Source organism: Xanthomonas sp. NCPPB 3569 (assembly GCF_041475645.2).
GTDB lineage: Bacteria > Pseudomonadota > Gammaproteobacteria > Xanthomonadales > Xanthomonadaceae > Xanthomonas > Xanthomonas phaseoli.
The window spans coordinates 4,086,557-4,101,982 of the sequence record NZ_CM192969.1; the positions used below are offsets into that span (position 1 = coordinate 4,086,557).

Consider the following 15,426-nt stretch of genomic DNA (forward strand, 5'->3'; position numbering starts at 1 on the left):
CGGCAGCCAGCTGTCGCATCATGCTCCGCTGCGTGCATTCGCTGCACACACCCTGCTGCGCGCACTTGCTGCATACCCGATCAGCGCCGCATCAGGCTTGCCAGGCCATCAGCGATCCGCCGCATAGGGCGAGGTCAGCACCTGCGGCGCACGCCCCAGCGCAGCGCCCAGGCGATCCATCACGAAACGCAAGTAGAGGTTGCTGCTGAACTGGTTGTAGTCGCGTGCATTGTTGAAGGTCAGCCGCCCGCCCAGAAACAGCTGCGGCGCCACCTGCCATTCGGCAGCGCCACTGAGGTTGTAGGACACCCCGGTGCGGCTTTCGCCCGCATACACCGGGTCGGTGTAGCGATTGACCAGACCGAGCAGCGCGGCCAGCGACGCGGCGTCGTAGGCTGCCTGTTGCAGGGTCGGGTCGGTGGGGAAATACGGCGAGGCGTCGGTGCTGAAATGCTGCACACCGACGCTGGCGTCCACCTTCCAGTTCACCGTCTGCCCGGCCGTGCGCCCGCTCCAATGCACCGGGAATCCCAGGTCCACATACTCCTGCGGGCTGAAGTAGCCACCGTGCCCGTAGGTGAAGCCGCTGAGATTCTTGTCGTACTGCATGGTGGTCAGATTGACGCCGGCGGTGAGTGATTGATGCTCGGTTTCCAGCGCATGCACGTAAAAGCCCAGGTCGACCTGGCGATGGTCGTTGTCGGCCACGTTGTTGCCCTGAAGCCGGTGCGCGGCAAGGTTGGCGTAGCCGCCGAGCAGGCCGTTGTCGGCAGTGGCCGACAACGAAAGACCGGTGCTGGTCACACCGCCCCATTCGCGACCGCTGCGGCCGTCCTGCGCACCGGCAAACGACAGCACGCTATCGGTGACTGCACGCCGCGAGGCCTCGGCCGACCAACTGACGGTGTCGCCAAGCTCGCCGCGATAGCCCACGCCACCGACCAGGTTCTGTTCCTGGAACCCGATCGGCGTGCTGCCCACATCGGCGCTGAAACCACCATTGCGATACCGCACGCCGACGCCCACGCCGGTGTCGTCCTGGCTGAGCCGGCGGCTGCCATTGCCGCTGGCGGCCATGGCATCGAGCGTGTCGGCCAGGCCGGCCGGCGTCTGCTGCGCGGCAGCCGTGCTGCCGGCCAGTGCGCGCAATGCGGCCGCATCGCCGGCACCCAGCTGTTCGCTGAGCGCGGCATTGCCCAGGATGTCGCGTGCCAGTTGCGCAATCGGCGTGGTGGAAGCGTTGATGCTGAGCAGGTAGGCCGGCAGCGGCTCGTTGGCCAACGCAGCCAGCGCAGCGGCATTGCTGTTGTTGTTCTCCACCAACAGCGCATTGAACAGGCCGGTATCCAAGGTGTAGCGGCGCAGGCGTTCGCGCGTGGCGGCGGTATCGCCTTCGGTGGCGAGCAGCTGATACATCGGCGAATCGATCAGCGTGTCGATCGGGCCACGGTTGGCGGCCAGCGCATCGCCGATGGCGCTTTGCGGGCCGGTGCCGAAGCGGCTGGCGGTAGCGTAGTCGGTGCAGAGCGTGCCGGCATCCACCACGGTCGGTGTCAGCGTGACGCCGAGCTTGCCCTCGCCGACGGCGAATTCGGCCTGCACCGGCATTTCGATATCGTCCAGACGGCCCAGGCCGTCTTCGCCGTCGCGTGCGCGATACAGCGCGCCGCCGGCAAGTCCGCCGCTGTTTTCCGCCTGCACGGCGCGCAATTCGTCGAGCACGCTGTTGCCGCCGCTGCGTGCAGGCAGTGCGTGCGCGGCGTTGCTGCGCGGTTGCAGATCGCTGCCCGACACAGGCGGCAGCGCGCCATGCGTGGAAGCGCGCAAGCGGCTGCCTGGGGCAGGCAACGTGGAAGACGCGCTGCTGGCGCGCACCGGTTGCGGCAACGCGTCGCGACCGATATCGGCGGCATCGACGGGTGCGGCAGTCGCGCCACGTGCGGCGCTGGGCTGCATGGCAAGCGCCGCGCCGTACGCGACCGGTGCGATTGCGACGTCGTTGTAGCCGCTGCCAGCGTCCAAGCGTTCGGACAGCCCCGCCGGCGAACGCGGCATGGCGCCGGTCATGCCGGAGAACGGGTTGAGCTGGCGACCGGACGCGGCGACGGCAGCAGGGCCTCGTGCAGACGCCAGGCCATTGTCGAGCTGCCCGGCCTGCCGTTGCTGCGCCGCCAGCGCTGCACGGAAATACTGCTCGGCCTTGCGGTTCTTGCCGGCACTGCGATACACGCGGCCGGCGGCCGCAAGCACCTCCGGCGACTCCGGCGCCTGCGCCAGTGCGCGTTGCAGATAGCTCTCTGCATTGCGCAGGTCCGATTGCGCGGCGGCGCTGTTGGCCGCTGCGGTGAGCGCGTCCAGATCGCTGGGCTGACGCTGCAGGATCTGCTGGTAGATCGCCAGCGCCTGGCGGTGCTCGCTGGCGGCCGCGTACAACCGCGCGAGCGCGGCCTGCGCATCGCGGTTGTCCGGCTGCTGCGCCAGTATTGGCGACAACGCGTCGTAGGCGCCTTCCAGATTGCCGAGCTCACGCAATGCATCCACCTGCCGCAGCGTGTAGGCGCTGCGCAGGCCCTGGTAGCGGCGCAGCTGCTCCGGGCTCATGGTGGTGGCCTGCAGCTGTCGCAACACCGCCGAGAGTTCGGCGTCCTGATGCGCGCGCAGCAGCACGCTGGCGTATTGCAGGCGGTCTTCGGTGCGCGGGTTGGCGCTGGTGACCAGCCGCTGGGCCAGCACCAGCGCGCGCTGGGTGTTGCCGGCGTCGGCATGTGCGCCGGCCAGGGCGGCCAGCAGTTGCGGATCGTCGAGCTGATTGCCCAGCGCCGTCTCGGTACGCGCCAGCAACTGCTGCGCCTCGCCCACCCTGCCTTGCGCGACCAACTGCCGCGCCTGACGCGCCTGCAATTCGATCCAGGCGGTGGCGCGCAGCTGGGTGATCGCCGGCGTGCGTGCCGCGGCTGGAATGCGGTCCAGACTGTCGTAGGCGCCCTGCCAGTCGCCGCTTTCCTGCGCCAGCAGCGCATTGGCGTGCAGCGCCTCGGGTTGGTCGCCATGGACCGCGAGCAGGCCGTCCATCACGCTGCGCGCCTGATCCGGGCGGCCAGCCTGCTGGTACAGCCGCGCCAGGTCCAGACGGATCCAGGCATCGCCGGGGCGTTCGACCATGGCCGCTTCCAGCTCGGTCTGCGCACTGACCGCATCGCCGCCATCCAGAAACTGCCGCGCACGGGCGCGCTGCACGTTGGAGCGCAGCAAGGCTTGGCCACCGGATTTGGCGCGCTCGGCCGCGGGCAGCCGGTCGAACAACGCGCTGGCTTCCTGCAGGCGACCCTGGCGGCTGTACAGCCCGACCAGGCCCTGCAACGCGCCGGCATTGTCGGCCTCGCGCGACAAGGCTTTGCGATAGCTGGCTTCGGCAGCAACCGGGTCGCCGGCGGCCTGCACGTCACCCAGCGCCACGTGTCCGGCCGGCTCGTTGGGCAGCAGTTGCACCGCCTGCTCCAGCAACTGGCGCGCCTGCGCCAGATCGCCGCGCGCGCGCGCCGCGTCGGCCTGCTGCAGCTGCTGCCAGTAGCGGGCGCTCTCCAGTGCGCTGTTCCATTTGCCGTTGCTGGCCGCGGCCGGGCGCAGCAGTTCCTGCGCCTCGGCAAAGCGCTGCTGACGCAGACGTACCGAGCCCAGGCCGCCGAGCGCTTCGGGGTCGCGCGCACGTGCACGCAAGACCTGGGTGAAGCGTTGTTCGGCTGCGCTCAAATTGTTCGCGCTGAGCGCACGGAAGCCTTCGCCCAGCAGCACGCCATTGGGATCGGCCGGCGTGGCGGCCACCGTGCGTTGCGCGCGCAGCTGGCCAAGTTTGGCGGTCACTTCGGCATCGTTCGGGGTACCGGCGAGAAATGCCTGGTACAGCGGCGCATCGGCCATGCCGGCATTGAGCCACAGCAGCGCCTGTCGCCAGCTGCTGCGTGCCGGCCCACCCACGTCCGCGCGCTGGGCCAGCGTGCGCAATTGCGCGATGCCGTCGCGGCGGGTGGGTTCGCGGTAACTGAGCACCTGCGCCAGCGCCAGCTGCACGGACGGATTGCCCGGGTCGCTGGATTGCAGGCGTCGCAGGCCGTCGCGGGCACGCTCCCAACCGGTGGGAGTGCCCGCCAGCGACTGGTAGTACTCCAGCGCCAGGTTCGGCGGCGGCGACTTGCCGGCGAAGGCGGCCTCGTAGCTGCGCGCGGCTTCCACATAGCGCCCGGCGGCAGACGCGCGGCGTGCATTGCGCAGATTGGAATCTTCGCCCGCGCCGCTGCTGCCGCGCGCGCCGATCGCCACGCGCAGGCGCTGCGCCTGCGGCGATTGCGGATGCGCACCTTCGAGTTGCTGCAGGCGCTTGCGCGCTTCGGACTGGCGCCCCTGCGCCAGATCGATCTGGGCCAGGCCGAGCACTGCGTCGGGTTGGTCCGGGTCGATGCCGAGCAGCTTCTTCCAGGTGTCGGCGGCCAGATCGTCGCGGCCCTGGTCGTGCCAGTAGTTGCCCTGCTCCACCAGGTGCTGGGTGGCGCTGGTCTGCGCCTGCGCTGCCGGTGCAGCGAGCAGGCACAGCGCGAGCATGCCGGCGAGGTAGAACGGCTTCAGGTCGTGGCGGCGCATGCAGGGGTTCTCCAGGCGGGCAACAGGCGCCCGTCTGCGGCGAAGCGGTAGCGGTTCTCAAGCCATCCCTGTCCGAACAGGGCCAGCGTGCGTTCGAAATACGGCAATGCAGCGGCAGCCGGTTGCGTGGCGGCGGGCACCCGCTGCGCCTGCGCCTTGAGCAGCGCGGGCTTGCCCAGTGCGCTCAGGTACGGCAGCAGCGCCGCAGAAAATCCCACCGGCAGCGCGCCGGTGCCCGCACCGCGTGCGGTGTCGATCTTTTCGGCGGGCGTCTGCTGCGCGGCGAGCAGGTCGGCCGGTCCGGACAGGTCCTTCAGCAGGCGCGCGCGCAGCGGCTCGCCGGCGTCCAGCATGCCAGCCCACAGGTACACGCGGATGGCGTCGTAGCTGCCGACATTGCCGCGCTTGGGATCGGCATTGAAGGTCTTGCCGTCCCACACCGTCCAATCCGGGGCAAACCCCACCGGCGCGCTGTCATGCAGCACGCGCGCGCTGTTGGCGGCGATGGCAGCCCATGGGCCCTTGGGGTCGGCGTTGGCGCAACGACGCAGCACCTGGATCGGCAGATAGCTGGGATTGAGCGTCCAGCGCCCGTTGTCGACGAAGCCGGTGCGGCCCGGCAGCAGCATCGGGCCCAACCCGGGCAGCGCGGCCACTTCCTGCGTGCGAATCAGCTGCAGCATCTGCTGGCCGGCCTTGAGGTAGCCCGGGCGGCCCCACAACCGGCCGGCTTCCAGCAGCGCATAGGCAATCCACAACTCGCCATCGCTGGCCGTGTTGGCGTCCAGCACGCGCCAGGCGCCGCTGCCATCGCGGCCCCACAGCCATGCGGGCAGGTTGAGATCCGGGCGGCCGCCGCACAGGTTGTGGCGGGTCCAGCTCAACACCTTGTCGAACAGCACCTGATCGTTGTTGACCAGTGCGAAGAACAGCGCATACGACTGCCCTTCGGAGGTGGAGCGTTGATCGGGATTGAGAAAATCCACCACCCGCCCATCGGGCTGGATGTGCTTGTCGACGAAGGCGCTCCACAGCGGCCACGGCCCGCACTGGCTGGGCGCCGCCATCGCGGCTGCCGGCAGCAGCGCAGCCACGCCAGCCAATGCGCCTGCATGCAGCAGGCGACGGCGCGTCATGCCACCGCCAGGCGCGTGCGCGCTCATGCGCCGCCACCGTCGTTGAGCCGCTCGGCCGTGTGCCTGCGCAGCAGCACGCGTGCGGCCAAGGCCAGCAACAGCGCCAGCAGCACCACGGTGAAGGCCAGCCACACCGGGTGGTGCGAGAAATACCAGCGCAGCCAGGTCGGCAGCGGCAGATGCCCCACGTAATAGCTCTGGTTGCCGACCAGGCTGGTGACCTTCTTCTGCTGCAGCAACACCACGCTGCCCTGGAAATCCTTGAGCAGGGTCGGGTCAAACCAGGCCTCGAACAGGCGGCTCATGTTGGCCGGGTCTTCGGTCTGGAAGGCGACCACGCTGCGGCCAGCTGCCAGTGGCGATTGGAAGCCCATCAGCAGTACGTCGTCCGGCTGCGGCTGCAGGGCGATCTCGGCGGTCGTGGGCAGGTCGGTGCGGCGCGCATCGAAGGAGAGAAAGCGCGGCAGTCGTTCGAACAGCCAGTCGGTCAGCGCAAAGCGGGTCGCCCGCCCGTCCTGGCCGATCGGCAGATACGCGCGCCATTGCTTGAACAACGGTTGCGATTCGGCACTACCGAGCAACAACAGATCGCGGCCGGCATGCTGCTGCACCGCGCCGGCGCCAGTGATCTGCGCATGCAGCGCCGGGTAACCGGTGGACGCGCCGAAATGCCCGAGCAGGGTCAGCACGTTGCTCAGGTCCTGATCGCCGGGATTGTCGGGCAGCACGATGGTGGATTCGGACAAGTCCGCCAGACGCGTGAACGGGTAGCCGGCATTGGCGAACGCCGCCAGGTTCGGCATCGCCATGTAGTGGTGGAAGCCGCTCAGGTCGATGGTGGAATCGGCATCGATGGCGCCGGACACATCCGGGAAGGTGTTCTTGCACGCTTCGCCCTGCGGGCGATCGAAGAAGAAATGAAAGCGCAGCTGGCTGTTGGCCGAAAACGCGCCCACCGGCAGCGTCAGCTCCTGATGCACCGGCATGCTGCCGCGCGTGCCCAGGCTGTTCCACCAGCGCATCGGCGTGGATTGAGCGAACGGGCGACCGGTCAGCGGCAGCGTGGTCACGAACGATTCGTTGATGCTGACATTGAGCGCGGATTTGTTGTCCTGCTCCGGCAGCGTGTAGCGGTAGTTCAACGCAACCGGGATCCCGTCGCGTTCCCACACGAACAGGTCCGGCGGCAGTTGCAGGCCGACCCGGATCAGGTCGGGGTGATAGCCGGTGACGTTGAGCTGGCTGGGCTGGGTGACCAGATCGCCGAAGCGTACCGGGCGCTCGCTCGACACCCAGTTGGGTGCGTCGTAGGGCCGCCGCGGCGCAGGCGCGCTGATGTCGCCGATGCGGGCCACCGCACCGGTCAACGGTGCGTGCAAGGCCAACGCGGTGGCGGCACGCTGCAGGTCTTCGCTGTTGCGGCCGAGCACCAGCAGCAGCTTGCCGTTGCGATCGTTCGGGTTGGCCAGCACGGCCACGGTGGGCCCGCGGATGTCGGCCACGCCGCTGTCGGCGGTCGCAAATTGCGCGGGCAAGGTGCTGGGCGTGGCGAAGACGACCGCGTTCCCGGACGCCGGCAAGGCCTCGGTGGACGCCGGGAACACCGCGCCGCGGTAGCCGGCCAGGCTACCGAACCACGAGGCCACCGTGCCGGCCGCCTGCAACGTGGCGGTGTCCGGGCGCTGCGGAAAATAAAACGGCAATTCCAGCCGGCGCGTGTCGCGCACATCGAAGAACGGCACCGGCAGCAACGCCAGGTTGTTGGCCAAGGCCAGCGGCGTGGTGGTCAGCGACAGGCTGGTGGCCGCATCCACATTCGCCCACAGACTGCTGTGGTCGGGGTCTTCGCAATCGCGCGTGTAGTGGCCGATCAACTGCAGGTTGAGCTGGTTGTAATCGGTGACCAGGCGCGGGTCGACCGGCAGATCGGCCGAGAGCAACTTGCCGGCGTTGGCCTTGTCGGTGGGCAGCGTGGCCACGGTGACGCCGTTGATGGTGACCTTGAGGTGCGACAGGTCGGGCAACAGCGAGGGCGAGTAGCTGTATTTGAGATTCAACGTGGCCGCGGTGACGATCTCGTCGCTGCGCACGCTGAAGGGCACGCCGGCGCTGCCCTGCACCCCGCGCAAGGTGATTTCGTAATCGATGCCCAGCTCGCGCAGCGTTGCCGCACGCGTGCTGCCGCCTGGCAACGGCGCCGCTGCGAAGGCCACGGGCACCTGCGCAGGCGTGGCTGCCTGCATCTGGCCACCCGCCTGCGCAGATGGCGTTGCAGGCAGGGACTGTTGCGCCTGCGCCAGGCCTGCCAGCAAGGTCAACGCACAGCTCAACACAGCCGGGAACATCCGCATCAGCGGCGTCCTGGTAGAGCACAGGGAAACATCACGCATCACACTCACGACTCCAGATCCACCGGGCGCCTGGGACGAAAGCCCTGCCGCGCGCTGTCCACGATATGCCCGCCCAGTCGGCCGAATCCGCGGGCACTGGCTTCCAGCACCTGGCCCATCGAGCGCCAGAACGAATCGCGGTCGTGCTGGCCCCACTGCGACAGCCAGATGTCGGCGCGCGCGAAGGTCGACGCCACCAGCCAGCGCTCCTGTTCCATCGACATCTGCGTGAACTGGATGCTGACCTGTCCATCGCGATCCTGGCGCACCACCGCCGGCAAGGTCTGCTCCACGCCGCGATGGCTCAGGCCGATTTGCACCGGCAAGCCCGGCTCGATCGGCTGCGGCTGCGCGAGCGTGATCGCCATGCCGCCCGTGGAAAAATTCACCGAGCGACTTGGCAGCACACCGCCATCGGGCAGATACAGATTCACCGGCACATCCAGCGGCACACGGTGGGCGCTGCGCACCTGGCGCGTTTCGCTGGCGGTGGCAATCGTGGCGCCCAGCAGCACCATGTTGTAGAGCGTCCAGGCCAGGTTGAACCAGATGGTCTGCTGCTCGCCGCTGCCGCCGACATAGATCAGCCGCAGCACGCCGGCCACCACGCCCACCACGTTGAGCAACAGCAGGAACAGATACGGCTTGGCGATCTGCGCATCGAAATAGCTGCGCGCCACCAGCCCGCCCTTGGGCGTGACGTTGAACTTGCCGAGCTTGGGATTGAGCAAGGCCACCAGCGTGGGACGGAAGATGTACCAGGCCAGCGTGGTTTCGTAGACCTCGTTCCACAGCAGATGTCGGAAGCGGCTCTGCACGCGCAGGTTGGTCAGGTTGGCCTGCAAGATATGCGGCAGGGCGTAGGCCAGGATCATCAACGCCGAGGCCTGGATCACGTGCGCGCCGAAGAACAGATAGGCCAGCGGCGCAGTGAGATAGATGATGCGCGGCAAGCCGTAGAAGAAGTGCAGCATCGCGTTGAGGTAGCACAGCCGCTGCGACAGTTTGAGCCCACGCCCCAGCAAGGGGTTGTCGATGCGTGCGATCTGCGCCATGCCGCGCGCCCAGCGGATGCGCTGCGCCACGTGGCCGGACAGGCTTTCGGTGGCCAGGCCCGCAGCCTGCGGCACGGCCAGGTAGGCGGTGCGGTAACCGCGGCGCTGCAGCTTGAGCGCGGTATGCGCATCTTCGGTGACCGTTTCCACCGCCACGCCGCCCACTTCTTCCAGCGCGGTGCGCTTGATTACCGCACACGAGCCACAGAAGAAGGTGGCATTCCACTGGTCGTTGCCATCCTGCAGCAGGCCGTAGAACAACTCGCCCTCGTTGGGCACCTTGCCATGCGTGTCCAGGTTGCGCTCGAACGGGTCCGGCGAAAAGAAATAATGCGGCATCTGCACCAGTGCCAGCTTGGTGTCGTGCAGGAACCAGCCCATCGCCACCTGCAAAAACGAGCGGGTCGGAATGTGGTCGCAGTCGAAGATCGCCACGTACTCGCCGCTGCACTTCTTCAACGCCGCATTGATGTTGCCGGCCTTGGCGTGCGCGTTGTTGGTGCGGGTGACGTAGTTGATGCCGACCTCGGCGCAGAACGCGCGGAACTCGTCGCGACGGCCGTCGTCCAGCAAATGGATGGTGATCTTGCCGGCCGGCCAATCGATCACGCTGGCCGCCAGCACGGTGGTGCGCACCACCGACAGCGGCTCGTTGTAGGTCGGGATGAACACGTCCACGCTGGGCCACAGGCGCTGGTCGGCCGGCAGCGGCACCGGCTTGCGGTTGAGCGGCCACAGCACCTGGAAGTAGCCCAGCACCAGGATCACGAAGGCATACAGCTCGGCGCCAAGCAGGCCCAGGCCGAGGATGAAATCCACCGCGCTGCCCACGCCCATGGTCTGGGTCATGCGCCACCAGATGTAGCGGCACGACACCGCCAGCGACATCCCCATCATCATCAGGATGACCACGCGCCCGCCGCGGTTGCGCACCGCCAGCGCCACCGCGAACAGCACGCCGGAAAACACCAGCTGCTGGCTCACATCCATCGGCACGGCCACCACGAACACCAGCAGCAACGCACCCAGCAACCACAGCGCCCAGGTCGCCAGCGTGGGCAGCGGTGATGCGGAATGGCGGCTGGCAGCGGTCATCAATCGTCCTTCAGGCATGGCGGCGTGCGGCACAACAAGCGACAAGCGCACCGGCGCCTGCAGCGGGGAACAATGGGCAACAGGTCAACGCGAACGCAGGCGCTTGAGCGGGCTTTGCGCGCAGCTGCGCGCGTCGGCCTGCAACAGGCGCTGGAACAAGCGCTCCAACGGCGTCTGCGCCGGCCGATCGGCCGGCTGCACGCCGCGCGGCGCAGGTTCGTCGAGCTGCCGCAACTTGCGCAGCGGGGCGAGCGCGTCCGGCACCTGGTCTGCTGCCGTCACGACCGGTTGCAGCGCACGCTCCGGTACCGGCACGGCAGCCGGCATGCTCAAGCTCGGCGTCGGCGCTGCAACTCCCACCGGCGGCTGCACGGGATCGGGCGCAACGGCGAACGGTTCGACCGCTGCCGGCGCATCGGCCTGCGGCAGGCTGGAGGTGCGCGGCGGCAGCTGGGTGTAGGCGAAATCGTGGTACCCCTGGCCCGCCGGCGTCCCCAAACGCGCGAACAGGCCCGACACATCGTCATGTTGGGTTGCGTCCTTGCCCTTATTTGCTGTCATCACACTCTCCTTGCCCGATCAGACATGCTCATGCCGTGCGCGCCAGCACCAGGCAGCGCACATCGACGGTGTCGCTCGGCACGCTCTGTACCGCCAGACCTGCCAGCATCCCCAGTTGCCAAAACCACCCCTCGTACACGCCCTGCAAGAACCCATCGCTCCACGCGGCGCCATGCAGCGCCACGCTCAACGGCGCCCCCGCGTGCCGGATCTGCACATGGTCGGTGTACTCCTCCAACACGCACTGGCCCCAATCGCAGCGGTCCCACACCGCATTGGCCGCGCGTTGCGCGTCATCCAGCGTGGCGCACGGCGCAAGCCGCTGTTCGCGTGCGAAGCGGCGGCCGATTCGCGCCATCAACAGGGCCAGATCGTCTTCGGACAACTCGGCACCGAACTCCTCGGCCATCGCGCGCACAAACCCCAGCCATTGCCGGGAGCAACTGCGCGTGCGGTATAGCGGCAGCGGGTCGAGTGCACTCATTCAACAGACTTCGCAAGGAAAAGGGCCGTCACATGCGACACATGCACCCGATGTGATGCATGTGTGATGACATGTTAGCGGCCGCCACCTTCGAATCGAGAGCTGCGTCTCACTTTTTTCGGGCATTCCCCGACAGCGTGTAAGGAATTTCTGTAGCGGGCGGGCACACCCGCCAGTCAGTCCCCTGCGGGATTGCCCTGATCGATCAACCTTCTGCCATCGGCGGCAGTCCGAACACGTCGCGCAGATAGCGCAGATACCCCGTGTCCTCGCACATGCTCTTGCCGGGCGAATCGCTGAGCTTGGCCACCGGCTGGCCATTGCAGCGGACCATCTTGATCACGATCTGCAGCGGCGTCGGCCCCAGATCGTTGGTCAGGCTGGTACCCACCCCGAAGGCCAACCGGCAGCGCGTATGGAAGTGCTGATACAGCCGCATCACCTTGTCGATATTGAGCCCGTCGCTGAACACCAGCACCTTGGTCCGGGGATCGACGCGATGCGCTTGCAGATGCGCGATGACGCGCTCGCCCCATTCGAACGGGTCGCCCGAATCGTGGCGCATGCCATCGAACAGCTTGCAGAAATACAGATCGAAATCGCGCAGGAACGCATCCAGCCCGACCACGTCCGACAACGCGATGCCCAGATCGCCACGGTATTCGCGCGCCCACGATTCCAGCGCCGCCACCTGCGAATCGCGCAGCCGCGGCCCCAGCGCCTGGAACGCCTGCAGATACTCGTGCGCCATCGTGCCCAGCGGGGTCAGACCGTACTGCTTGGCGAAATACACGTTGCTGGTGCCGACGAACTGCTCGCCCAGGCCATCGCGCAGCAGCGGCAGCAACTCGCCATGCCATTGCCGCGAGTAGCGCCGCCGGGTGCCGTAGTCGGCGATCTTGCAGCCGGCCGGCATGCTGCGCAGGCTCGCCACCTTCTCGCGCAGGCGGCTGCGGCCCTCTTCGAAATCCGGCTCGGAGGTATTGCGAAACCATACCTCGTTGATGATCGCCAGCAGCGGCACCTCGAACAGGATGGTGTGCAGCCACGGCCCGCGGATGGTCAGCTCGATCTCGCCCGGATGGGTGGCCGATGCGGTCAGGCTCAGGTACTTGCGATCCAGATGGAACAGCGCCAGGAAGTCGGCGAAGTCCGGCTTGATGAAGCGCAGGCTGCGCAGGTAATCCACTTCATCCTCGCGCAGCCGCAACCGGCACAGCGCATCGATCTCGCGCGAGATCTCATCGATGAACTGCGCCAGGTCCACGCCGGGAGTGCGGCATTTGAAGCGGTAATCCACCTGCGCTGCCGGGTGCTGGTGCAGCACTGCCTGCATCATGGTGAATTTGTACAGGTCGGTGTCGAGCAGCGAATGGATGATCATGCCGCCGGATTATGCCCTTGGCGGCGATGGCAGCGCGTGCAGTGCGCAAGCCGCGTGACCGCGCACCGCACCTGTGTCCTCGGGCAGACAGCCGCGATCGCCAAGTAGGGCCAGCGCGTTTCAACCCGTCCTGCGCAACGCAGCCGCTGACGGAAGATGAAGTCGGAAGGCATGCAACGTGACGCCAGCACGCGCGTCTGCGCCCGCCTGACGCGCGCATCGCCGGTGCCCCCATACCCGTGCAGCGCGATGTAACGCGACCAGACCACCGACGCGGGCCCGCATCACGTGCAAGGCCGGCGCCAGAAGCCCGCGCGTGCGAGCGGTATCTGGCGATCCGGGGCACTGGCCGCGCCCCGCCAGTGCAGCGAAGCAGCTGTTCGCAGTCGCCCTCAGCGTGCCAGCACCTGCTGCGCCGGCTTGCCCTGCACGGTGAAGTCGCTGTCGCCCGGGCCGCCGGCCTTGGGGTCGGTATACCAGCACCACAGCGCAATGCCTTCCACGCCATGCGCCTGCAGTACCTTGCGCCACTGCTGCAGCACCTGCAGCTGCAGGCGCGTATCGACGGCGGCCGTGCGCTGCTCCGGGCTTTCCCACGGCGCGGCCAGACTGCCGCGCGCCGAACGCAACCCCAGCTCGGCCACCCACACCGGCTTGCCCACGCGCTGACCCAATTGCTGCAGGCGTTGTGCCGCGGCGGTCATTTCAGCGCTGCGTGCATCGGCGGCTTCGGACAGGCGCGGATACAGGCTGGTGCCCACCGCATCGAACAAAGACCAGTAACCGAAGCGCTCGGCGTGCTCCATGCCGTCGGCCACATACAGCAGTTTTCCGTGATAGACCTTGCGCACCGCCGCGACCAACGCCGGCCATTGCGGCGCGTCCTGCAACTTGCGCAACTCGGTGCCGATCACCAGCGCTTCGGCGTGTTCGTCCTGGGCCAGCTTGGCCAACGGCAGCAGTGCCTGCTGGTAGGCCGCAAACCAGGCCGCCGGGTCGGTGGGCGCGGCATCGCCGGCCCAGTGCCCCGGAATCCAGACATGCACCTTGAGCGTCGGCTGCAATCCAGCCTGCAGGCTTTGCCGCAACGCCGCGCGCATGGCCTCCACACTGCTGTCGTTGCCCAGCACCGGGTCGTTGGACTGCGGACTGGCCTGCCACACGAACGCCACCAGCAACGCCTTGCTGGCACCGGTCTTGGCCAATGCGTCCAGCGACCGCGCTGCAGCCTGGCTTTCCCACGGGGCGTTGGCGGAGACCTTGACGTTGGCGCCCATCCAGGTCGGCGCGGCGGCATTGCACCCGTTTGCGAGCAGACACACGCCGATCAACGTTGCGACGCTTAGAACGCGCTTGAACATGCAGCAGACACCTCGGCATTCGGCGGCGCCGCGTGGCGGGAGCACGCCGTCGCACGCAAGGATGCATTGTTGCTGTCCGGCGGCACCACCGTGACCGCTGCCGGGTCGGCCGGCTGGGCAGTGTCGGCAGATGCCGTTGCCGCCGGGGCCACCGCAGCGCCCTCGGCCATCGCCGGCTGCATCACACCGGCATCGTACGTGGCGGGAGCGGCCGCCGCACGCACCGGCAACGCGACCGGCGTCGTCATGACAACGGCCTCGCCCTGCATCAGGGCCTGTTCGTCGGGCGCTGCGCCACGCGTCCAGCTGCCCCACCCCTGCGGTTGTGCCCAGACCGCACCGACCAGGCCCAGCACCAGCAATCCGGCCGCCTGGCCGCGTTGGTCGGCGTGCAGCGCACGCAGCAACAACGCCGCCGGCACCCACAACAGCAGCAGGGCATCGAAGCCAGCCCAGCCGAAGACGAACGACAACGCAGCCGCACAGATCACGGTGCCGGCACTAGCCACCACGCCTCGCGCCAACGCACCGCTGCGCGCCCGCGCCACCAGCGCAAGCACCGGGAAGCACACCACCGCCGCCACACCCCAGCGCACCACCGGCAACCAGCCGTCGGCATGGCCGGCCAGGGGCAGCGGCAACGGATGCGAGGCCTGGGCGATGCTGGATAGCGTCGGCCATGGCGCATTGAACACGACCAGGTTCACGTAGGCCCACATGCCGACCAGGAATGCGAACGGCAGATAGCACACCAGGTAGAACGAGCCCGGCGCCTTGCGCAGCATCTGCGGTGGCATGACCAGCAGCAGCCATGGCGCGACCATGGTCGACAGCGCCAGCGTCTGCAGATCCAGGCACAGCAAAATGCACAACCAGCCCGCAATGCGCAGATAGGTGAAGGCTTCCACCGGCGCCTGCAAGCGGCGCAAGGTGCGGCACAGACCGTAGAAGGCCAGCAACCCCACTGCCTGGCTGCCGCCGGCAGCGATCGGCAGCAGGAACAGCGGGTTGCAGCCCACCAGCAGCGTCAGCGCGCTGGCCCAGCCGCGCCCGAACACGCCAGCCAGATCGCGCCACAGCAGCGACAGGAACAGCGCGTTCGCAGCCACCGCGACACAAGGCCACACCTGGAACGGCAGATTCCAGCGATGCAAGGTGAGATCGACCGCCCACGCCAACAGCCCGGTCGCCGGCACGCCGATGTCCGGCGCAAGCGCGGGCGCCGTGGCCACCGACTGCACCAGCAGCGGCTGGCTCAGCAGCGACAGCGCCACCAAGGCGATGAGGAACGCCGGCAGCCCGCTCTCGCAACGCTGCGCAACCGG

At 68.0% G+C, this 15,426-nt stretch carries 9 protein-coding genes; all 9 read right to left on the minus strand.

Annotated features, from left to right (window positions below; translation table 11 throughout):
* Positions 1-108 precede the first annotated feature (108 nt).
* On the minus strand, positions 109-4,635 hold the full coding sequence (locus tag ACCQ03_RS17570; protein ID WP_209226782.1) for a cellulose biosynthesis protein BcsC: 4,527 nt from the start codon (positions 4,633-4,635) through the stop codon (positions 109-111).
* Positions 4,617-5,798 (minus strand): cellulose synthase complex periplasmic endoglucanase BcsZ, encoded by a 1,182-nt coding sequence (gene bcsZ / locus ACCQ03_RS17575; protein WP_057679847.1) that lies wholly within the window; start codon positions 5,796-5,798, stop codon positions 4,617-4,619. Before bcsZ ends, ACCQ03_RS17570 begins: the two co-directional genes overlap by 19 nt.
* On the minus strand, positions 5,795-8,122 hold the full coding sequence (bcsB, locus tag ACCQ03_RS17580; RefSeq protein ID WP_057679848.1) for a cellulose biosynthesis cyclic di-GMP-binding regulatory protein BcsB: 2,328 nt from the start codon (positions 8,120-8,122) through the stop codon (positions 5,795-5,797). Before bcsB ends, bcsZ begins: the two co-directional genes overlap by 4 nt.
* Before the next feature lie 44 nt (positions 8,123-8,166).
* The gene (bcsA, locus tag ACCQ03_RS17585; RefSeq protein ID WP_057679849.1) at positions 8,167-10,311 is read right to left on the minus strand and encodes a UDP-forming cellulose synthase catalytic subunit; all 2,145 of its coding nucleotides are present in this window, start codon (positions 10,309-10,311) and stop codon (positions 8,167-8,169) included.
* A gap of 84 nt (positions 10,312-10,395) precedes the next feature.
* The gene (locus ACCQ03_RS17590) at positions 10,396-10,872 is read right to left on the minus strand and encodes a hypothetical protein (protein ID WP_209226784.1); all 477 of its coding nucleotides are present in this window, start codon (positions 10,870-10,872) and stop codon (positions 10,396-10,398) included.
* A gap of 28 nt (positions 10,873-10,900) precedes the next feature.
* Positions 10,901-11,356, minus strand: a complete 456-nt coding sequence (gene bcsD, locus ACCQ03_RS17595; protein ID WP_057679851.1) for a cellulose biosynthesis protein BcsD — start codon at positions 11,354-11,356, stop codon at positions 10,901-10,903.
* Positions 11,357-11,561: 205 nt separating this feature from the next.
* On the minus strand, positions 11,562-12,740 hold the full coding sequence (pncB, locus tag ACCQ03_RS17600) for a nicotinate phosphoribosyltransferase (RefSeq protein ID WP_057679852.1): 1,179 nt from the start codon (positions 12,738-12,740) through the stop codon (positions 11,562-11,564).
* Between the two features lie 392 nt (positions 12,741-13,132).
* The gene (locus tag ACCQ03_RS17605) at positions 13,133-14,101 is read right to left on the minus strand and encodes a glycoside hydrolase family 113 (RefSeq protein ID WP_057679853.1); all 969 of its coding nucleotides are present in this window, start codon (positions 14,099-14,101) and stop codon (positions 13,133-13,135) included.
* Positions 14,083-15,378, minus strand: a complete 1,296-nt coding sequence (locus tag ACCQ03_RS17610) for a hypothetical protein (RefSeq protein ID WP_057679854.1) — start codon at positions 15,376-15,378, stop codon at positions 14,083-14,085. The genes ACCQ03_RS17605 and ACCQ03_RS17610 overlap by 19 nt, the downstream gene beginning before the upstream one ends.
* Positions 15,379-15,426 lie beyond the last annotated feature (48 nt).

What these genes read in the sequence shown, in the direction of transcription:
- ACCQ03_RS17570 (WP_209226782.1), bottom strand. Translation starts at nt 4,635, where the DNA reads ATGCGCCGCCACGACCTGAAGCCGTTCTACCTCGCCGGCATGCTCGCG.
- bcsZ (WP_057679847.1), bottom strand. Translation starts at nt 5,798, where the DNA reads ATGAGCGCGCACGCGCCTGGCGGTGGCATGACGCGCCGTCGCCTGCTG.
- bcsB (WP_057679848.1), bottom strand. Translation starts at nt 8,122, where the DNA reads ATGCGGATGTTCCCGGCTGTGTTGAGCTGTGCGTTGACCTTGCTGGCA.
- bcsA (WP_057679849.1), bottom strand. Translation starts at nt 10,311, where the DNA reads ATGACCGCTGCCAGCCGCCATTCCGCATCACCGCTGCCCACGCTGGCG.
- ACCQ03_RS17590 (WP_209226784.1), bottom strand. Translation starts at nt 10,872, where the DNA reads ATGACAGCAAATAAGGGCAAGGACGCAACCCAACATGACGATGTGTCG.
- bcsD (WP_057679851.1), bottom strand. Translation starts at nt 11,356, where the DNA reads ATGAGTGCACTCGACCCGCTGCCGCTATACCGCACGCGCAGTTGCTCC.
- pncB (WP_057679852.1), bottom strand. Translation starts at nt 12,740, where the DNA reads ATGATCATCCATTCGCTGCTCGACACCGACCTGTACAAATTCACCATG.
- ACCQ03_RS17605 (WP_057679853.1), bottom strand. Translation starts at nt 14,101, where the DNA reads ATGTTCAAGCGCGTTCTAAGCGTCGCAACGTTGATCGGCGTGTGTCTG.